Origin of the sequence: Pseudomonas sp. A6 (assembly GCF_052367875.1) — a bacterium.
Lineage (GTDB): Bacteria > Pseudomonadota > Gammaproteobacteria > Pseudomonadales > Pseudomonadaceae > Pseudomonas > Pseudomonas citronellolis.
In genome coordinates this window covers 1644239-1663021 of record NZ_CP198970.1, presented here as the reverse complement: position 1 = coordinate 1663021, position 18783 = coordinate 1644239, and the positions used below count along the sequence as shown (strand labels likewise).

Sequence of the window (18783 nt, the reverse complement as noted above, 5' to 3'; positions counted from 1 at the left end):
TAACAATCGGCGTGAAATTCTCGTCGAGACGCGGCGCAAAGAAAAGCCCCGCCGGCGAATTGCCGCGCGCCCCTGCCCCGTTCTATCTTGGCGGATCGTTCAAGTATCGCCGAGGTCCCCTCCGATGAGTTCCCTGCGCGACGCCCTCACCCGCTTCCCCCGCCTCGACCTGGTCGGCGCCCCTACCCTACTGGACAAGCTGGAGCGCCTGTCGGCGCAACTGGGCCGGGAGCTCTTCGTCAAGCGCGACGACCTCACCCCGCTGGCCATGGGCGGCAACAAGGTGCGCAAGCTGGAGTACCTCGCCGCCGATGCCCTCGCCGCCGGCGCCGACGTGCTGGTGACCGCCGGCGCCATCCAGTCCAACCACGTGCGCCAGACCGCGGCGCTGGCCGCGCGCCTGGGCCTGGGCTGCCTGGCCCTGCTGGAAAACCCCATCGGCACCGACGACGCCAACTACCTGGGCAACGGCAACCGCCTGCTGCTGGACCTGTTCGGCACCCAGGTGGAAGCGGTCGCCAACCTCGACGACGCCGACGCCCTGCTGCAGGACGCCTGCGAGCGCCTGCGCGCCCAGGGGCGCAAGCCCTACCTGGTGCCCATCGGCGGCTCCAATGCCCTCGGCGCCCTGGGCTACGTGCGCGCCGGCCTGGAGCTGGCCGAGCAGGTGCGCGCCAGCGGCCAGCACTTCGCCGCCGTGGTGCTCGCTTCCGGCAGCGCCGGCACCCATGCCGGACTAGCCCTGGCGCTGGCCGAAGCGCTGCCGGAAACCCCGGTGATCGGCGTCACCGTCTCGCGTCCCGACGCCACCCAGCGGCCCAAGGTGGAAGGCCTGGCGCAGCGCACCGCGGACCTGCTCGGCCGGCCGCTGGCGGCGCACTTCGCCGTGCACCTGTGGGACGCCTACTTCGGCCCGCGCTATGGCGAGCCCAACGCCGGCACCCTGGACGCGATGCGCCTGCTCGCCGCGACCGAAGGCCTGCTGCTGGACCCCGTCTACACCGGCAAGGCCATGGCCGGCCTGCTCGATGGCGTGGCCCACGGCCGCTTCGCCGAAGGCCCGCTGCTGTTCCTGCACACCGGCGGCGCCCCGGCGCTGTTCGCCTACCCGTCGCTGCTGTGAATTCATTCAAGTTATATGAACAGGATATTTCATTATTTTATTGCATAACCATTGACCCCCTATAGTCGCGCAGCCTACTAACCTGCTTGAAACACCAAGAACGAGGGCAATCATGAACTTCTCCATCCTGCGACGCGGTTTCATCTTCGCCGGCCTGACCCTGGCCCTCGGCGCCAGCTTCCTCGGCCAGCAGGCCTCGGCCGACGAGGACCTGCTCAAACAGATCCAGGGCAACGGCGCGATCAAGGTCGGCCTGGAAGGCACCTACCCGCCCTTCAGCTTCGTCGACGAGAACGGCAAGCTGTCCGGCTTCGAGGTGGACTTCGCCGAGTTGCTGGCCAAGGAACTGGGGGTGAAGGCCAAGTTCCAGCCGACCAAGTGGGATGGCATCCTCGCCGCCCTGGAGTCCAAGCGCCTGGACGTGGTGATCAACCAGGTGACCATCTCCGAGGAGCGCAAGAAGAAGTACGACTTCTCCGAGCCCTACACCGTCTCCGGCATCCAGGCCCTGGTGCGCAAGGGCGACGAAAGCAAGTACGACACGCCCGAGAAGCTCGCCGGGGTGAAGGTCGGCGTGGGCCTGGGCACCAACTACGAGCAGTGGCTGAAGCAGAACGTGCCGCAGGCCGACGTGCGCACCTACGAGGACGACCCGACCAAGTTCCAGGACCTGCGCAGCGGGCGCATCGACGTGATCCTGGTGGACCGCCTGGCCGCCTTCGACATGGTCAACAAGACCAAGGGCGCCATGGCCCTGACCGGCGCGCCCTTCGCCCGCCAGGAAGCCGGCATCGCCCTGCGCAAGGGCAACCCCGAGCTGCTCGGCGCGCTGAACAAGGCCATCGAGAAGTTCAAGGCCGATGGCTCGCTGAAAAAGCTTTCGGAGAAGTGGTTCCAGGCTGACGTGACCCAATGATCGACGAAAGCCTGCAGCTCGCTCTGGATTCCGCGCCCTTCCTGCTCAAGGGCGCGGTCTTTACCGTAGTCCTCAGCATCGGCGGGATGTTCTTCGGTCTGCTGCTGGGGTTCATCCTCGCCCTGGCGCGGCTGTATGGCCACGCGGTGTTCAGCTGGCTGGCGCGCATCTACGTGTCGTTCTTCCGCGGCACGCCGCTGCTGGTGCAGCTGTTCATGATCTACTACGGCCTGCCGCAGCTGGGCCTGGAGCTTGACCCGCTGCCGGCGGCGCTGATCGGCTTCTCGCTGAACATGGCCGCCTACGTCTGCGAGATCCTCCGCGCCGCCATCGGCTCCATCGATCGCGGCCAGTGGGAGGCGGCCTCCAGCATCGGCATGACGCGCGCCCAGACGCTGCGCCGGGTGGTGCTGCCCCAGGCCGCGCGCACCGCCCTGCCGCCGCTGGGCAATAGCTTCATCTCGCTGGTCAAGGACACCGCCCTGGCCGCCACCATCCAGGTGCCGGAGCTGTTCCGCCAGGCGCAGCTGATCACCGCGCGGACCTTCGAGGTGTTCACCATGTACCTCACCGCCGCGCTCATCTACTGGGTGCTCGCCAGCGTCCTGGCGCACCTGCAGAACCGCCTGGAAGAGCGGGTCAACCGCCATGACCGGGAGCACGAGGCATGATCGAGGTACGCAAGCTCACCAAGCAGTTCCGCGGCCAGGAGGTGCTCAAGGGCATCGACCTCTCCGTCGCGGCCGGCGAGGTGGTGGCGATCATCGGCCCCAGCGGCTCGGGCAAGACCACCCTGCTGCGCTGCCTGAACCTGCTGGAAATCCCCAACGGCGGGACCATCCGCGTCGGCGACATCGAGATCGACGCCTCGCGCCCGCTCAAGCCACAGCAGGGGCTGATCCGCAAGCTGCGCCAGCACGTCGGCTTCGTGTTCCAGAACTTCAACCTGTTCCCCCACCGCACCGCGCTGGAAAACGTCATCGAAGGCCCGGTGATCGTCAAGAAGGAGCCCCGCGACAGCGCCGTGCAACGCGCCCGCCAATTGCTGGCGAAGGTCGGCCTGGCCGGCAAGGAAGACGCCTATCCCAAGCGCCTCTCCGGCGGCCAGCAGCAGCGCGTGGCCATCGCCCGGGCCCTGGCCATGCAGCCGGACGTGATCCTCTTCGACGAACCCACCTCAGCGCTCGACCCGGAACTGGTCGGCGAAGTGCTGGCGACCATCCGCGGCCTGGCCCAGGAAAAGCGCACCATGGTCATCGTCACCCACGAGATGAGCTTCGCCCGCGACGTCGCCAACCGGGCGATCTTCATCGACAAGGGCGTGATCGTCGAACAGGGCGACGCCAAGACGCTGTTCGCCCAGCCCCGCGAGGAACGCACCCGGCAGTTCCTCAGCAAGTTCCTCAATCCTGATCAGGGGCGATCTGAATAAATCTGTAAATTCGATAAATTATCTCGGATATTTGCGCTTTTATATCGACTCAATCGGGATCAACATAGCCTCCATGAACCGCGCAGGCCGGCCAACTCGCCGGCCCAGCGCCCCAAGAGGACTGATCCCATGATCGAACGCAGACCCTTCGCCCAGCTCGGCGGCGCCCACCACGGCTGGCTCAACGCCAAGCACCACTTCTCCTTCGCCGAGTACTACGACCCCGAGCGCATGAACTGGGGCAACCTGCGCGTCTGGAACGACGACGAGATCGACCCGGGCACCGGCTTCCCGCCGCACCCGCACCGCGAGATGGAAATCATCACCTACGTGCGCCAGGGTGCGATCACCCACCAGGACAGCCTGGGCAACAAGGGCCGCACCGAGGCGGGCGACGTGCAGGTGATGAGCGCCGGCAGCGGCATCGTCCACTCCGAATACAACCTGGAGCAGGACGTGACCAGGATCTTCCAGATCTGGATCCTGCCGACGCAACGCGGCGGCACGCCATCCTGGGGCGCCAAGCCCTTCCCCAAAGGCGACCGCGCCGGCCGCTTCGTGATCCTCGCCAGCGGCGATGAAAACGACGAAGACACCCTGCGCATCCGCGCCGACGGCCGCCTGGCCGCCGCCACCCTGAAAGCCGGCCAGAGCGCCGAATACGCCCTGGGCAACGAACGCCGCGCCTACCTGGTGCCGGCGGCTGGCAAGGTGGAAGTCAACGGCATGCTCCTGGAAGCCCGCGACGGCGCGGCCATCGCCGAGGAAGCGGTGGTGAAGGTGACGGCGCTGGAGGACAGCGAGGTGATTCTGGTGGATGTTGCCTGATCCCCATCTACAACGAAAAGGCACGCCTCGGCGTGCCTTTTTCGGTCCATCAACCACTGCACTTAAGGCTGATTTTGATCTGTTCGACGACCTGGTTCTGCTCCGCTTCGGAAATCCCCAGCCACAAGGGCAAACGTACCAAGCGCTCGGATTGCCGTTCAGTCACCGCCATGCTGTCGTGAACTCGACCGTAGCGCTCACCTGCCGGGGAGGCATGCAGCGGCACGTAATGGAAAACGGCCCCTATCCCCTGTCGCTTCAGATCGTCCAGCAGTTGCTCCCGACTTGCAGCGGAATCCAGTAGCACATAGTACATGTGGGCGTTGTGCTGGCAGTCGGCAGGCACCACGGGGCGACGCAGGAGGCCTTCCTTCTCCAGCGGCTCGAGCAGTTGGTGATACAGCTCCCAGCATGCCAGACGCTCCTCGGTGATGCGTTCGGCTTCGTCGAGCTGCGCCCAGAGGAATGCCGCTATCAATTCGCCAGGGAGGAATGAGGACCCCACTTCCTGCCAGGTGTACTTGTCCACTTCGCCTCGGAAAAAGCGACTGCGGTCGGTCCCCTTTTCGCGAATGATCTCCGCACGCTGGACCAGCAGCGGCTCGTTGACCAGCAATGCCCCGCCCTCTCCGGAGATGACATTCTTGGTCTCATGGAAGCTATATGCCCCAAGGTCTCCAATGCTTCCCAGAGCACGCCCCTTGTAAGATGCCATCACACCCTGGGCAGCATCTTCCACGACCTTGATCTGCCGTTTATGCGCGACGGCCATGATGCTGTCCATTTCACAGGCGACACCCGCATAGTGGACCGGTACCACTGCACGGGTACGTTCAGTGATTGCCGACTCGATGAGGCGCTCATCAAGATTGAGAGTATCCTCGCGGATATCCACGAAGACCGGCACTGCTCCGCGCAAGACAAAGGCATTAGCTGTGGAAACAAAGGTGAATGAAGGCATTATGACTTCATCCCCCGGCTGGATCTTCAGCAGCAGAGCAGCCATTTCCAAGGCCGCAGTGCAGGAATGGGTCAAGAGCGCCTTGGCCGATCGGGTGTATCGCTCCAGCCAGGCATGGCACAACTTGGTGTACTGACCATCTCCAGAAAGATGCCCGGAAAGATGGGCATTGGCGATATTGTAAAGTTCTCGTCCGGAAATGTACGGGCGATTGAATGGAAGCTTCTTCGACACAGGCTTATCCCTTGTTTCCGGTTATGCATCTGGCATTGACGACAACAATGCTGCCAAGATTCTTCACAACCTTGAGTTCCAACTCACCTTGATGCCGTTGCATGCAGTAGTTGCGAAGATATTCCCCCTGGGCTGGAATCGGTCTATCGGCATAGCCACTGAAGTCGAGGCCTTGCGAGGACAACAGGCGTTGCACGAACCAGCCCGGCTTCTCACTTTCCAGCCGATAGGCCAGCGAAGTCGGAGCATAGGTTCCGGATGAGAGGGAGTAAAAACGAAACCCTGCGTTGTGCAGATTACGATCAAACGGCGAGTAGACATATTCATAAGGGAAATAACCCCCCCAGGTTACGATCACATCCGTACCCAGCTCTTTGACGTCGCGCCGGATATCCTGGACCATCCCGTCTATCTGCTGATGCTGTTTTACTGTTTGCCAAAAGGTACTGGCTGCCAAAGAACAAAGTGCTATATATGCCAGCCACCGGCGCGTACCTCGCAACGTCGACGCCTGTGCAATCATCCACAGGAGGCAAGCACTCAACGCTGGATAATAAGCCCAGAAGACACCTGGCCTACCTATATAACCGGTATAGAACAGACCAGCGTAAAATAAAAAAAGGCATAACCACACTCGCAAACTACCCAATAGCGCACCGATGACCAGCCCTGCCAGCGCAAGTGGAAAAGCACGTGGATCCTGCCAAGCAGAACGGATGGATTCGATCCCTCTCCCAACGCTACGCGGCGCGCTGAGTTCACCCGGCACAGCCTGGCGCAACGCCTCCATGGTCCGCGAAGACGTCAGGTTGTCATCGACAAAGAACCAGTTCCTCAACAGGTCGAAGTCATTGACGCTCAACTCGCTGGAAGAATGCAGGGGAAGGGTTTTCAGATAGTCCGCCAGGCCATAGTCCGTAAGCTTCACCCTTACGGCATTGAAGGCGTTGTACTTCGCCCAACTGACATCCGAATAGGACGCGCGATCGAAAGCGATTGCCGCAAGGCTGGCAGCAGCAATTGCAAGGAACAGCAAGAGAAACGCCCGATCACGCAGGATACGGAGCGACAGCCAGAGCGGTATCGAAACAGCAACGATGAAGAGAAACTCGTTCCATCGAATCAGATAGGACACCAGGGCCAGAATGAAGCACAGGAACAGTTCCCCGTTGCCACGTCGCTCCCGATAATCCAGCAGCGCCAACACAGCGGCCATCCCAGCCAGCCCTGAAACAACTGTGAACTGTGGGAAGACGCACGGGTAAAAGAATACGCTGAATACCGCAACCACGGCGGCCCAGGGGCCCATGCCTCGACGGATGAGAAAATGGCAGGCCACTAGCGCAACTGCCAGCAGAACCAGATAAGTGACCAACGAATATCCAAGTAACCCGCGGACACTCGGTATGCATTGAATGAACGCCCCCCACAGGGCGTTGGAGAAGATCAGATTGCGACTGGGCACGGCAATCGAGCCGAACCCTTCCACACGCATCGCCATGCCTACATCGTCATTGGTCTGCCAGTAGGGCTCCCATACCGACAATGCACTCAACAACAACACACAGAGCAGCAACGGCAACGCCAATGGCAGGGTACGCGCCCAGAGGGCAGAAACCGATATCGAATTCACGTGCGTTTTCCAGCACCGATCAGGGTATGCAATGCCGCTACGGCACCACCGATCAGGGCAAGCGCCACACGATTGAGATACATCAGGAAGGCGAGCAGCACGGCGTCCGCGACTGGCACACCGATTCTTCCCAGCAACCAGACCATCACACCTTCCCGAACGCCTATGCCCCCCAGTGAAATGGGTAATACAGTTGACAGATAGATGATTGGAATGACTACCAGGCAGAGTGCCAGGGGCAGTTCCAGTTCCATGACATGCGCGAAGTAATAGAAAACCAGGATATCTGCGGCCTGGAACAAAGTGCTAAGCAGCAAAGTAGACAACAAGGTCCCAGACGGGAGACTCCATAACTTCTGGTAGAGCACCACCAATCCGTCCAGGCGCTGGCCGACAAACCTGCCGCCAAGCCATTTCAACAACCGTGGGGCACCGCTCAGCACCACGATTAAAACCAATAGCGAAGCCACAATCGTCGGGGCAATCAACAGGGCCTCCGAGCCTAGCTTTCGACGAAGGGCATCATTCAGCACAAGCACACCCAGCGAACCGACCAAAGCCACACCGCAGAGCCCCAGTCCGCGCTCGATGGCCACCGAAGCCAAAACCCTGGATACGGCTCCACGCTGGCGCGCCGCACACAGAGCCACCCGTACAGCATCGCCACCCAGCACACCGGGCAACATGACACCGTAGAAGGTGCCCACCAGATACAGATAGAGAGCACTCGAAGATCGCAGGGCGATACCTAAAGCGGCAAGAACCAGACGCCAACGATTGGCAGCCATGACCAGCCCCACGAGAAGAATCAATGGCCCGGGCCAAAGACGATAAAGGCTCCCATCGCGCAACAGCGAGGCGATAGCCGACCAATCGAGAAAACGAATGAGGTAGACGACTACGGCAACAGAGAAGCTTGCCTGGAAGAGAACCAGCCACATACGACGAGACATCAACAATCCGTCAGCTCTGATAGTTTCGGTTCAGTAGGACTTCCAGTGCCTCAGCATCAGGAACCGAACTCAATAGATCGAAGTGTCGCTGAATATCATCGGCTGACCAGTCCCACCACCGCAGCTCTTCCAGCTTCCGGATGATCGCTGCCGGGAAGCGATACTTCACCACCCTGGCTGGCGCCCCAACCACCACGGCATAGGGTTCAACGTCAGTCGTAACTACGGCATTGGCTCCAACGACAGCGCCGTTACCTATGCGTACTCCGCGACAGACCACTGCACCCGCGGCTATCCAGACATCGTGTCCGATGCTCAACGGCAACGCGAAACGGTCATAAGGAATTTCTGCCGAGAACGGACGGAGCTGGTCATGATCGTTATATAAGAACGAGTGTTGAACGATGCGTGAATGATCATGCTCGCCGCCACCAATGCTGGCATTCCATGAGATGGAACAGAAACTGCCAATATCGGCATACATGATCACCGTATTCATGCCGGTATAGGAATGTCGCCCCAGACTCGCATGAAGCAGATGATTGGCACGCTCTATCCTGACTCGGCTGGCCAACTGGCTGAAGTCGACACGAGAGAAGTTGCCGACCGAAACATGCTCCGCCAAAGTAGACGCCTTGATTCGTGCGCCAGAGTACACTGTGGCCAGCGGGTCTATCTGGCTGTCAATCTCCTGATAATCCATACCTGGCCGCCTCCCGTTCATCGCGCAGCGTCATTGCAATGTCTTCGGCAGCAGCCTGCAGAGTCCATACAGGGGCCCAATCGAACTCTCGGCGGAAGCACGAACTGTCCATCAATGAATGCTCCGGTACGCTCTTCATACTCTGCGCCTCACTTACTCGGTACTCCCGGCCGAATGCCCGGAATATCGTCCGCGCGATCTGTTCCAACGATGAGCACTCTCCCGAGCCCAGATTGAAGACTCCATTGCCAGATCTAAGCAGCGTAGCCTCGATGGCAGTAGCTATATCCCTGATATAAAGATATTCCCGAAGAATACCTGTCACTGTCAGGGTCACCGGTTCATCACGATAAGCCTTGCGAATGAAGGTGGCGATGGCACTGCTCGGATACTCCCCCAGTCCGAATACCTGGGCCAGACGGAGGGTCACGATATTCAGCCCACGCTGCATGAAGTAATCCGCAGTCAGTTCTGAGTGCCTCTTGGCCAAGGCATAAGGCGACTCCGGCGCTGGCGTTTGAGCCTCGCTCCACGGCACGGGCAATCGCCCATAGACACCCCGTGTCGAGGCTAGTACGACCTGTTGGAGTGCACATTGTTCAGCACAGAGCAGCACCCGGTAGTCCAGGCTTACATTACCCAGAACATCGGAATCGATATCCCCCTTGGGCCGAGCGGCAGCGAGATGAACCAAGCCATCCATCCCCGCGAGATGACGCCGCAGGGACTCAAGGGAGTAGTCAGTCGCAATATAGGTGACTCCCGGCAATCGCTCGTCAGGAACCGTACGCGACAAAGCAAATACTTCGTATCGTGGTCCGAGCAACTCGACCAGATGCTTGCCGACGAAACCGTTAGCCCCGGTGATGGCGAGCTTCATGGGCTAAAGCTCTCCCATCACGATCTGATAGCCGCACTTTTCCATGAGCCCGTTGGTGCTACGAACGTACTCGCCAGGTGCGTAATAGAATTCGACATGAACGGCATCAGGATGCGCATCGACCAAGGCGAAGCTCTCGCCGGGCGGCTGACAAAAGAACTCCAGATAGGCTGGCCGGACGCTCAGGGTAGCGGGCATGGTGACCGTCCGCCCTTGCAACCGCTTGATGCATCCATCCAGCAGATCGACACCGGTGCTGGCCAGAATCAGGCGCCACAGATGGCAGCCATCCAGCCGCGGGGCAACCTCGATCAAATAGGGGAAGTCCCCATTCATCTTGATCTGAAAATACAGCGGTCCTTCCTGTACACCCAGTTGTGCCGCTGTCTGTAGCACCAGTTCACGAACCGCCTGCTCCGCCCCGTCCGAAAGGCTGGCTGGAAGGATGTGTCGGCGAATGATGCCACCATCAAACTGAGCCCAGGACTCCCGGTCGGAAGGGAGGAAGAAAACCATCTCACCCTCGGCGAAGAAGGCATTCACGGATATCTCCCGCCCCTCGACTTTCTGCTCGACTATGACCCGACCGGAACGAGAGAAACCTACGGCCGCGGCAAAAGCCGCCGGTATCTGCGCGTACGCCGACACACTGCAGACACCCCGCTGCCCCTGACTGTCGACCGGCTTGAGCATCGCTGGCAAGGGCACGTCGGTCGCCTGGTTCGCATGCTCCAGCACCTCGAACTCCAGAGATCCGGGCAAGCCCTGCAAGTGATGCCGCAACAACCCCTTGTTGTTACAGGTCACCGCAACCTCTTCACTGGCCAGCCGCGGCAAATGAAGTTGCTCCGCCACGTACCCCACCGTAGGCATTGCGACATCAGACCCGACGGAGTAGATCTGATCCACGGCATGGTCGCGGGCATAGCGCAGGACGGAGCCTCTGTCGGTAATGTCCACCTGAGCGAAATGCCGTGCATGGGTTCGACCTGGGCCAGCCGTGGTATTGCTCAATGCATGCGTTTCAAATTCGCCCGACAAACGCGCCAACAGATCAGCCTGCGCTGCACCAATTCCCAGTACCAGAAATCTTTTAGTCACTCCAAGCCCTCATCCATCCGTCCTAGCGCTGGCTACCACCATCATAGCCCCCATGCAACTCGGCTTCCGTAACGCTCGTCTGCCTGCGCACGAAGTACTGGGGAGTGGCATTGACCCGCTGGAGAATCCGTAAAACATACTCACCGATCACGGCGAAGGCGAAGAAGTTGAAACCGGAGAGGAACAGCAACAGCAAGGTTGTGGTCATCCAACCCGGAACCGCGATACCGCCCAGAAAATACCGGCATAGCAGATAAACGGAGAACAGCACGCTGAAAATGATCCCGAAACCACCGATCACTCCCAGGAGACGAAGGGGAAGAACGGACTGCCCGATGAAGTTGCTCATCGTGGCCCGCAGCAGGCGCGCCAAGGTATACCCGCTTTTACCCGCTCGACGGGGATAATGCGGAACAGTGACATTGGCGATACGCCGCGTTACCGAACTTAGCATAACGCCTAACACAGGATTCAATGCTCGTAGCTCAAGCAAAGCATCAACCACCGGCCGCCGAATGGCTCGAAAACTGGTAAACCTCAAATCCCGCGGTTTCCCCAGGAACAGCGCGTTCATTTCATTTACCAGGTGGCTCCCCAGGCGCCGAAACAAACTATGCTGCTTTTCGGCTGGAACCCCCATTACGACGTCTACATCACTTTCCAGCCCCCTCAGTAAAAGCGGGATATCCTCCGGTGCACTTTGTAGATCGTCGTCAATGGTCACTACAACCTGACCGCGCGAATGAGCCATGCCGCACAAGGTGGCACTGCCTTGGCCGAAGTTGCGCATAAGCTGAATAGCAGTAGTATGAGAATCCTTTTCGGCAAGCGACTGTAGGATAGCCCACGTACTCCCGGGCCCACAGTCATCAACAAAAACGATCTCATAACTCTTCCCCTGCGTCTTCAACGTCTCTGTCAGGCGCTCATGAAGTTCGCGAAGGATAAGCTCCGAACCATAAACTGGAACAACGACACTATACGCGACAAAGTCATTCACTTTTAAACCTCTCAAATGCTCCTCGCAGGGCATGAAACAAAAACATATCAATCCTCGCCAGGAAAATCCTTAGCTACGAACACACGACAAGACGGACAACGAGCATCGGAGTCAGGTAAAGCACGGAAATTTTCCACTACATATTCATATATATGCGGATTAGTATTTCTAAACCTCAGCTCCTCACGACCATCCAGAGGAAGGTCGACAACAATTATCACACCTGGGTTCGCCGCTTTGATTCGCTCAACTTCCTCTTGCTCAAAAGCGATCCCACGCGACCACAGTGCATAGTTCGCCCAAAGTGGAGACTTGACACCAAGCAGCGCATAGGCACCCGGCCAATACGGGGTCGCTATAAATGCGTGATGCTCTCCTGAATATTTTTCAGCAAGATCCAATATGAACTGGACATTTTTTGCAGTCGCAGAGTCCACTTCCAACTGATCGCCAGCTACCACTAGCTTGTCGCATCGGTTATCTCCACTACAGTTCCAACCTGGCTGATTGGCTCCGACACCGATTAGGCTAATCGCCAATAGCCCCAATAGCAAAAGCCCCCTCCTCTTCCCATTCTGTCGGAAGATCAGGAGTAAGCAACCTATAAGCAGAGGAAAAATCCCTTGAGAAAGATGACCTACATCCGCACGTGAATAAGCATAGTGCGCGTAAGGTAGCGACAAGAAAGCAGCACCTACAAAAACCGGCGGAACGGCCCTACCTCTCAGCCTTTCAAAAAAAACCCACAGAAGAGAAAGGCCCCCAAATATCAATAAAGAAACAAAAAGAACACCAACCAAAAATGCTCGCAGGCTGTCCAGCCAAAATGACGTGGAAAAATCAACAAGCCATGGCCAGGGAATAGGGAGAGGGAGGTTCGTTGAGCCTCGGGAAATCTGAAATTTCACTCCATTTAAAAATGCATCCTCAAAACCAGGAACAAAGAGAATCAAGAAAAGCATAGGAGCGTATCCCACCACAACGCCTACACACCAAGAAGAAATTTTCTTTACTGCAGCCTCTCTCGCCCCCTCCCCAATCAATAACCAAGCCATTACAGCCACGCTCGCCACAGCCCCATACACTCCGTGGTTACGCCCTAAAAAAGCAATCAATCCGATCCCAACTCCCGCCCCAAAATAGTGACGAGGAGTTCTGGAGCCCGCAAGACATGCCAATATCCCGACCAGAAATATCGAAATGGAAATATCAAACAACTTATGACGCGGAAACATCCAAAGCACAAAAACAGCTGCAGCAAACAGGAGAACGACCCCATCTACGCTCCTCAAGCGGGGACGAGACCGAGCGATTAGATATACCCCACAGAACAGCCCAAAAAATTGAAAAATAGAAACTGCCACACGAAGAAAGACTATTCCATCTCCCCCCATCATGGACATCACCGCCGCCGACCAGTAATAACGCCCCGGATCATATGACATAAAGTCCTTGAGCGGTACCTCACCCAACATAGTCCGCTGAACGCCATACCACAGGAAACCCTCATCCCACAGATTCAAGCCCCGATGACCAAACCACAAGAAAGCCACCAAGACAAAGAGCAGAGATATCACCCCACTCCACGTAAATTGTCTAAATAAATCGCTTCTTTGCCCTACGAGCGCCTTCAATCCATAACCCTCAAAAGTAAACATAAAAATATTTTATATATATAAAGCAGCGCCCATGTAAGGCATAAAAAACCCAGCCGAATGGCTGGGTTCTCTAATAGCTGGTGGACCGAAGGAGGATCGAACTCCCGACCTCCGCATTGCGAACGCGGCGCTCTCCCAGCTGAGCTATCGGCCCGATAGGGTAGGAATCTAACCCAGGCACTATCTGCAGGCAACGATGGCACTGTCGGAAAAATAGACGCCCTCTCAGCACCAATTCAGCGCTTGCGACACAGCCCCATGCCGTCGCCCAGCGGCAGCAGCGAATAGTCCACCCGCGCGTCGCTTTTCAGCGCCAGGTTCAATTGCTGGATGGCGCGGGTGTCAGCGCTTTGCGGGTTGGTTTCGAGTACCCGGCCACTCCACAGCACGTTGTCGAAGATCGCCAGGCCGCCCTGGCGCAGCAGGGTCAGGGCGTGTTCCAGGTAGCGTGGGTAGTTGGCCTTGTCGGCGTCGATGAAGGCGATGTCGAAGCTGCCCGCCTGGCCTTCCCTTTCCAGGCCAGCCAGGGTGTCCAGCGCGGGACCCAGGCGCAGTTCGATGCGGGTTTCGACGCCGGCTTCGCGCCAGTAGGACTGCGCCGTGGCGTTGTAGTCGCCGGGGAGGTCGCAGCAGAGGATGTGGCCGTCTTCGGGCAGCGCCTCGGCCATGCACAGGGCGCTGTAGCCAGTGAAGGTGCCCACTTCGAGGATGCGCCGGGCGCCGGTCAGCTTGACCAGCAGGGCGAGGAACTGGCCTTGTTCGGGGGCGATCTGCCAGCGCGCCATGGGCAGGGCGGCGGTTTCCTCGCGCAGGCGCGCCTTCAGCGGGGTGTCGCGCAGGGAGGTGTCGAGCAGGTATTGGTAGAGCGCGTCATCGAGGTTGAGCGTACGGGTGGTCATGGGCCCTCCTGAAGATCAGGGGTGGAGGGCGAGGCTCTGTACCGCGAGGACGCGCTTGGCTTCCAGGAAGGCCCGCTGCCAGTAGGGGCTGTCGAGGCTGTCCAGGCGTACGGTCCCGCCCGTTCTGGGCGCATGCACGAAGCGCCCCTCGCCGACATAGATACCCGCATGGCTGACGTTGCGTCCACCGTTGGTGGCGAAGAACACCAGGTCGCCGCTCTGCAGGCCCTCGCGGCCGATCGCTGGGACGCGCATGCCGATCATCTCGCGGGTGGAGCGCGGCAGTTGCAGGCCGGTGGCATCGCGGTAGACGTAGCCGATCAGGCCGCTGCAGTCGAAACCGCCATCAGGGGTATTGCCACCCCAGCGATAGGGAGTACCCACCAGGCCGATGGCGCGGATCAGCACGTCGTCCGCAGCCTGGGAATCGCCGAAGTTGTTCGAGGGCGCGTAGACCACCGGCGGCGGCGCGGGCGGTGTATGGCTAGCGCAGGCGGCCAGCAGGGAAACGAGTGCGAGGGTGATGATTCGGAGGGAGGTATGCATGTGATGGCATCCCCTGTTCAGGAATGCCATCACTTTGCACCGTCAAACGCTTAAGCGCAATACTTAAAGTAAAACTTTAAGATTAGCGCGTTACTGTCTGTTGTGCCTGGTAACCCGGCTCCAGGACGCGCTTGGCTTCCATGTAGCTCAGGCGCCAGTAGCTGTCGTCCAGGTTGTCCACCCGTACACCACCGCCACGGCGGCTGGCGGAGTGGATGAACTGGCCATCGCCAATATAGATGCCGGCGTGGCTCACACGTCCGCGACCACGGTTGTTGAAGAAGATCAGGTCGCCCGGTTGCAGGTCTTCCTTGGAGACCAGCGGGACGTCCATGGTGATCATCTCGCGCGTGGAACGCGGCAGCTTGATCCCAGCCTCTTCGCGGAACAGGTAGCCGACGAAGCCGCTGCAATCGAAACCGGTTTTCTCCGAACGGCCCCCGAAGCGATACGGCGTGCCGATCAGTTCGAATGCGCGATCCAGAATGCTGGAAACCCGCCCTGACGGGTTCCCGTTATCATTTCCTGCCCCCTCGTCTTCTACATCCGCCAGCGTTGCCTGATGGTGGTCAATCTGAGCCCAGCTGCGGGTGGCCTGCTCTACGGCGACCTGCTGTTGACCCGGCTGGGACTCTGGCGAATGGCTGGCGCAAGCGGCCAGCAGCAAGACGAAACTCATGGGCACGAGGGGTGCGAAGCGTCTAAGCATGGGCACGACCGTGTCTCATTAGTTCCATTAGCGCGCTAATTTGCCCGCTCGATCGAGCCGATGCAAGTTTTTTATCGCGAAATGTGACCTATCAGTTGCGGCAGAATGTCTAAGGCTCGTCCTGCAATTTTTACATCGACCCTCGAACTGAGGTCGGTCGGCGCCGGATTCACCTCGGCGACGAAGCCGCCGGCGGCCCGTGTGCGCAGCACCGGCTCGACGATGTAGGGGAAGCTCGCCGTGGTCCCCACCAGCAGCACGACTTCGAAGCCTTTGCGCAATTCGCCGTAGAGGCTGTCGATCGCCGCCTCCGGCAACATCTCCTCGAACAGCACCACCGGCGGCCTCAGCACACCGCCACAGACCGCGCATTGCGGTGGCAGCGGACGCTGCAGGTGTTCCTCCAGTTCATCGCTCTCGGCCCCGCAGGACTGGCAGTACAGCGGCCGCAGTTCGCCGTGGATCTCGATCAGCCGTTCCATCGGCGAACCGGCGCGGCGGTGGAAGCCGTCGATGTTCTGCGTCAGCACCCAGCACTCCGGCTTGCGCCGCTGCAGTTCGGCGATGGCCTCGTGGCCGGCGTTGGGCGCTGCCGCGAGGCAGGCCCGGCCGAGTTGCGCCAGGTACTTCCAGCACAGCGCCGGGTCACGCCGCAGCATGGGCCCGGAGATGGCCGCCTCGATGGCGATGCCCTCCTCGGTCACGCCGTTGTACAGGCCGCCCAGGCCACGGTAGGTGGGCATGCCGGAATCCGCCGAGAGGCCGGCGCCGGTGATCACCAGGATGCGTTCGGCGGCCTGCACGGCTTGGACGAGCGCGGCCATTGATGAGTCCATGGGCGGGTTCCTGTCAGGCCAGCGTGTCGCCGGCGGGTGGGTACTGTACGGCGAGGCGCTGCAGGCGCCCCAGCAGCGTCGTCCGTGGGATGCGCAGGCTGGCGGCGGCCTGCGAGAGGTTGCCCCGCGCCCGGCGCAAGGCCTCTTCTATCAGCTTGCGCTCCTGTTCCGCCAGCCTCTCGCGCAGGCCCAGCGCTGGCGGCCCGTCTCCGGCCACCGCCATGTCCCGTGGCTCCTCGTCGGCGAAGACCACCTCGTCGAGCACCGGTCCGCCCTGGCCATGCAACAGCAGGCTGCGACGGATCACGTTTTCCAGCTGGCGCACGTTGCCCGGCCAGGCGCAGGCCTGCAGGCGCGCCAGCGCCCGCGGCCCCAAGGCCGTCACCCGCGGGTTCAGGCTGCGCGCGTCGCGGCGCACGAAGGCCCGGGCCAGCAGTTCGACGTCAGCGGGGCGCTCGCGCAACGGCGGAATGCTCAGGCAACCGACCTCCAACCGGTAATACAAGTCCTCGCGCAAGCGCCCCTCGGCGATCGCCTGGCGCGGTGCCTGGTTGCTCGCGGCGACCAGGCGCACGTCCGCGCGCAACGGCCGCAGACCGCCCAGCGGCAGGTAGCTGCCGTCCTGCAGCACGCGCAGCAGCTTGCTCTGCAGGGCCATGGGCATGGAGTTGATCTCGTCGAGAAACAGCGTGCCACCTTCTGCCAGGGCGAACATGCCCTTGCGGTTCTCGGCGCCGGTGAAGGCGCCGCGGGTGGTGCCGAACAGGGTGCTCTCCAGCAGTGTCTCGGGGATGGCCGCGCAGTTCAGGCTGATCATCGGACCGTTGCGCCGCGGGCTGAGGGCGTGGGCGCGGCGGGCGAAGAGTTCCTTGCCGGTGCCGGTCTCGCCATGGATCAGCAGCGGCAGGTCGGTCGCGGCGAAGATGTCCAGGCGCTGCAACTGCCGCTGCAGGCCGGGGGTGACGCTGAGGATCGGCGGGCAGTCCGGCTCGTCGTCCGTTGCGGCGCATTCCGCCACCACCTCGCCCACCTCCATCGCCCCGAGCAACTGGCCGCCGCGGCCGTGCAGCGGGATCGCCCGGTGCCGGTACTGCAACAGCTCGCCGCCGGCGCCGACATAGGCCTGCAGCGTATCGATGGATGGCCGCCCCTGGGCCAGGCAACGCAGCAAGGTGCTCTGCTCCGCCTGCAGCCAGGGCGCGCTCTGCAGCACGTGCATGCCCAGCGCCTGCCGCGGGTCGAGGCCGTCGAGCAGGCCGCTGGCCTGGTTGTAGTAGACGAAGCGCCCCTGGGTGTCGACCACCGTGACCGGTTGCCGCAGCCCATCGAAGATCGGCGCCAGGCTGTCCACCAGCCAGCGCAATTCGTCCTTTTCCGTAGGAACCGTCGCATTCTCGACAACAGCCATGGCAGCCCAGCCTTTTATATCCGTCCGGTTTTCGACAACTGTCCCAGTTTCGACGAAAGCGCGCGAGCCCGCCCCGCTGCGGGTCAACGCCAGGCCAGGAAAACCGTCTGCGGCACGCCGATCCGCCTGGCGCACGCCTTGCAACGCGGCAAGCATCCATCTGCAAGAGGAAACGCCATGTTCAAGCACATCATCGCCCGCACCCCGGCCAGCAGCCTGGTCGACGGCCTGACCTCCAGCCACCTGGGCAAACCGGACTTCGCCAGGGCCCTGGAGCAGCACAACGCCTACATCCGCGCGCTGCAGACCTGCGACCTGGACATCACCCTGCTGCCGCCGGACGAGCGCTTCCCCGACTCGGTGTTCGTCGAGGACCCGGTGCTCTGCACCCCGCGCTGCGCCATCATCACCCGCCCCGGCGCCGAGTCGCGGCGCGGCGAGACCGCAATCATCGAGGAGACCATCCAGCGCTTCTATCCGGGCAAGGTCGAGCGCATCGAAGCACCCGGCACGGTGGAGGCCGGCGACATCATGATGGTCGGCGAGCACTTCTACATCGGCGAATCGGCGCGGACCAACGCCGAAGGCGCCCGGCAGATGATCGCCCTCCTCGCCAAGCACGGCTTCACCGGTTCGGTGGTGCGCCTGGAGAAGGTGCTGCACCTGAAGACCGGACTCGCCTACCTGGAGCACGGCAACCTGCTGGCCGCCGGTGAGTTCATCGACAAGCCGGAGTTCCAGCACCTGAACATCGTCGAAATCCCCGAGGAGGAGGCCTACGCGGCCAACTGCATCTGGGTCAACGAACGGGTGATCATGCCCGCCGGCTACCCGCGCACGCGGCAGAAGATCGCCGACCTCGGCTACCGGGTGATCGAGGTCGACACCTCCGAGTACCGCAAGATCGACGGCGGCGTCAGCTGCATGTCCCTGCGCTTCTGAACGGCCGCTCCAGCGGCGGGC

At 60.8% G+C, this 18783-nt stretch carries 19 protein-coding genes and 1 tRNA gene; 6 read left to right on the top strand and 14 right to left on the bottom strand.

Annotated elements, in window-relative coordinates; all coding sequences use genetic code 11:
- Positions 1 to 124: 124 nt before the first annotated feature.
- The 5 genes from ACTWJ5_RS07575 to ACTWJ5_RS07555 all read left to right on the top strand — a co-directional run bounded on the left by ACTWJ5_RS07575 (position 125) and on the right by ACTWJ5_RS07555 (position 4299).
- Positions 125 to 1123 (top strand): D-cysteine desulfhydrase, encoded by a 999-nt coding sequence (locus ACTWJ5_RS07575; RefSeq protein WP_444438028.1) that lies wholly within the window; start codon positions 125 to 127, stop codon positions 1121 to 1123.
- A 112-nt stretch (positions 1124 to 1235) separates the two neighbouring features.
- Complete coding sequence (tcyJ, locus tag ACTWJ5_RS07570; RefSeq protein ID WP_074976474.1) at positions 1236 to 2039, top strand: cystine ABC transporter substrate-binding protein; 804 nt, start codon at positions 1236 to 1238, stop codon at positions 2037 to 2039.
- Positions 2039 to 2710 carry a cystine ABC transporter permease gene (gene tcyL, locus ACTWJ5_RS07565; protein ID WP_174672424.1) on the top strand — a complete coding sequence of 224 codons (672 nt, stop codon included), beginning with the start codon at positions 2039 to 2041 and terminating at the stop codon, positions 2708 to 2710. Before tcyJ ends, tcyL begins: the two co-directional genes overlap by 1 nt.
- The gene (tcyN, locus tag ACTWJ5_RS07560) at positions 2707 to 3471 is read left to right on the top strand and encodes an L-cystine ABC transporter ATP-binding protein TcyN (protein ID WP_074976477.1); all 765 of its coding nucleotides are present in this window, start codon (positions 2707 to 2709) and stop codon (positions 3469 to 3471) included. The genes tcyL and tcyN overlap by 4 nt, the downstream gene beginning before the upstream one ends.
- Positions 3472 to 3600: 129 nt before the next feature.
- On the top strand, positions 3601 to 4299 hold the full coding sequence (locus tag ACTWJ5_RS07555) for a pirin family protein (RefSeq protein ID WP_074976479.1): 699 nt from the start codon (positions 3601 to 3603) through the stop codon (positions 4297 to 4299).
- A gap of 49 nt (positions 4300 to 4348) precedes the next feature.
- Here ACTWJ5_RS07555 and rffA read toward each other — a convergent pair whose 3' ends face one another.
- The 14 genes from rffA to ACTWJ5_RS07485 all read right to left on the bottom strand — a co-directional run bounded on the left by rffA (position 4349) and on the right by ACTWJ5_RS07485 (position 17820).
- The gene (rffA, locus tag ACTWJ5_RS07550) at positions 4349 to 5494 is read right to left on the bottom strand and encodes a dTDP-4-amino-4,6-dideoxygalactose transaminase (RefSeq protein WP_074976481.1); all 1146 of its coding nucleotides are present in this window, start codon (positions 5492 to 5494) and stop codon (positions 4349 to 4351) included.
- Between the two features lie 4 nt (positions 5495 to 5498).
- Positions 5499 to 7127 (bottom strand): hypothetical protein, encoded by a 1629-nt coding sequence (locus ACTWJ5_RS07545; RefSeq protein WP_444438025.1) that lies wholly within the window; start codon positions 7125 to 7127, stop codon positions 5499 to 5501.
- Positions 7124 to 8080 carry a lysylphosphatidylglycerol synthase transmembrane domain-containing protein gene (locus ACTWJ5_RS07540; RefSeq protein ID WP_444438023.1) on the bottom strand — a complete coding sequence of 319 codons (957 nt, stop codon included), beginning with the start codon at positions 8078 to 8080 and terminating at the stop codon, positions 7124 to 7126. Before ACTWJ5_RS07540 ends, ACTWJ5_RS07545 begins: the two co-directional genes overlap by 4 nt.
- 10 nt (positions 8081 to 8090) lie before the next feature.
- Entirely contained in the window at positions 8091 to 8783 is a 693-nt protein-coding gene (locus ACTWJ5_RS07535; RefSeq protein ID WP_301300491.1) for a CatB-related O-acetyltransferase, read from the bottom strand.
- Positions 8764 to 9663 (bottom strand): NAD-dependent epimerase/dehydratase family protein, encoded by a 900-nt coding sequence (locus ACTWJ5_RS07530; protein WP_074976490.1) that lies wholly within the window; start codon positions 9661 to 9663, stop codon positions 8764 to 8766. Before ACTWJ5_RS07530 ends, ACTWJ5_RS07535 begins: the two co-directional genes overlap by 20 nt.
- Positions 9664 to 9666: 3 nt before the next feature.
- A complete protein-coding gene (locus tag ACTWJ5_RS07525) occupies positions 9667 to 10764 on the bottom strand; it encodes an ATP-grasp domain-containing protein (RefSeq protein WP_135499863.1) in 1098 nt (365 codons plus the stop codon).
- 22 nt (positions 10765 to 10786) lie between these two features.
- Entirely contained in the window at positions 10787 to 11764 is a 978-nt protein-coding gene (locus ACTWJ5_RS07520) for a glycosyltransferase family 2 protein (protein ID WP_159458804.1), read from the bottom strand.
- Positions 11765 to 11811: 47 nt separating this feature from the next.
- Positions 11812 to 13398, bottom strand: a complete 1587-nt coding sequence (locus ACTWJ5_RS07515) for a hypothetical protein (protein ID WP_444438020.1) — start codon at positions 13396 to 13398, stop codon at positions 11812 to 11814.
- A gap of 102 nt (positions 13399 to 13500) precedes the next feature.
- Positions 13501 to 13576, bottom strand: a tRNA-Ala gene (locus tag ACTWJ5_RS07510).
- Positions 13577 to 13658: 82 nt separating this feature from the next.
- A complete protein-coding gene (locus tag ACTWJ5_RS07505) occupies positions 13659 to 14321 on the bottom strand; it encodes a class I SAM-dependent methyltransferase (RefSeq protein ID WP_074976496.1) in 663 nt (220 codons plus the stop codon).
- Positions 14322 to 14336: 15 nt separating this feature from the next.
- Positions 14337 to 14867 (bottom strand): C40 family peptidase, encoded by a 531-nt coding sequence (locus ACTWJ5_RS07500; protein ID WP_249919034.1) that lies wholly within the window; start codon positions 14865 to 14867, stop codon positions 14337 to 14339.
- A gap of 82 nt (positions 14868 to 14949) precedes the next feature.
- Positions 14950 to 15582 carry a C40 family peptidase gene (locus ACTWJ5_RS07495; protein ID WP_089391873.1) on the bottom strand — a complete coding sequence of 211 codons (633 nt, stop codon included), beginning with the start codon at positions 15580 to 15582 and terminating at the stop codon, positions 14950 to 14952.
- 65 nt (positions 15583 to 15647) lie between these two features.
- On the bottom strand, positions 15648 to 16412 hold the full coding sequence (locus ACTWJ5_RS07490; RefSeq protein WP_444438017.1) for an NAD-dependent deacylase: 765 nt from the start codon (positions 16410 to 16412) through the stop codon (positions 15648 to 15650).
- Positions 16413 to 16425: 13 nt separating this feature from the next.
- Positions 16426 to 17820, bottom strand: a complete 1395-nt coding sequence (locus ACTWJ5_RS07485; RefSeq protein WP_444438015.1) for a sigma-54 interaction domain-containing protein — start codon at positions 17818 to 17820, stop codon at positions 16426 to 16428.
- Positions 17821 to 17997: 177 nt separating this feature from the next.
- On the opposite strand from ACTWJ5_RS07485, the gene ddaH reads away from it, so the two are divergent.
- Positions 17998 to 18762, top strand: coding sequence for a dimethylargininase (gene ddaH / locus ACTWJ5_RS07480; RefSeq protein ID WP_444438013.1), 765 nt, complete (start codon positions 17998 to 18000; stop codon positions 18760 to 18762).
- Positions 18763 to 18783 lie beyond the last annotated feature (21 nt).

Bases quoted from the DNA above. Each gene is read 5' to 3' on its own strand.
- ACTWJ5_RS07575 (WP_444438028.1), top strand. From the start codon at position 125: ATGAGTTCCCTGCGCGACGCCCTCACCCGCTTCCCCCGCCTCGACCTG.
- tcyJ (WP_074976474.1), top strand. From the start codon at position 1,236: ATGAACTTCTCCATCCTGCGACGCGGTTTCATCTTCGCCGGCCTGACC.
- tcyN (WP_074976477.1), top strand. From the start codon at position 2,707: ATGATCGAGGTACGCAAGCTCACCAAGCAGTTCCGCGGCCAGGAGGTG.
- ACTWJ5_RS07555 (WP_074976479.1), top strand. From the start codon at position 3,601: ATGATCGAACGCAGACCCTTCGCCCAGCTCGGCGGCGCCCACCACGGC.
- ACTWJ5_RS07540 (WP_444438023.1), bottom strand. From the start codon at position 8,080: ATGTCTCGTCGTATGTGGCTGGTTCTCTTCCAGGCAAGCTTCTCTGTT.
- ACTWJ5_RS07535 (WP_301300491.1), bottom strand. From the start codon at position 8,783: ATGGATTATCAGGAGATTGACAGCCAGATAGACCCGCTGGCCACAGTG.
- ACTWJ5_RS07530 (WP_074976490.1), bottom strand. From the start codon at position 9,663: ATGAAGCTCGCCATCACCGGGGCTAACGGTTTCGTCGGCAAGCATCTG.
- ACTWJ5_RS07505 (WP_074976496.1), bottom strand. From the start codon at position 14,321: ATGACCACCCGTACGCTCAACCTCGATGACGCGCTCTACCAATACCTG.
- ACTWJ5_RS07500 (WP_249919034.1), bottom strand. From the start codon at position 14,867: ATGCATACCTCCCTCCGAATCATCACCCTCGCACTCGTTTCCCTGCTG.
- ACTWJ5_RS07490 (WP_444438017.1), bottom strand. From the start codon at position 16,412: ATGGACTCATCAATGGCCGCGCTCGTCCAAGCCGTGCAGGCCGCCGAA.
- ACTWJ5_RS07485 (WP_444438015.1), bottom strand. From the start codon at position 17,820: ATGGCTGTTGTCGAGAATGCGACGGTTCCTACGGAAAAGGACGAATTG.
- ddaH (WP_444438013.1), top strand. From the start codon at position 17,998: ATGTTCAAGCACATCATCGCCCGCACCCCGGCCAGCAGCCTGGTCGAC.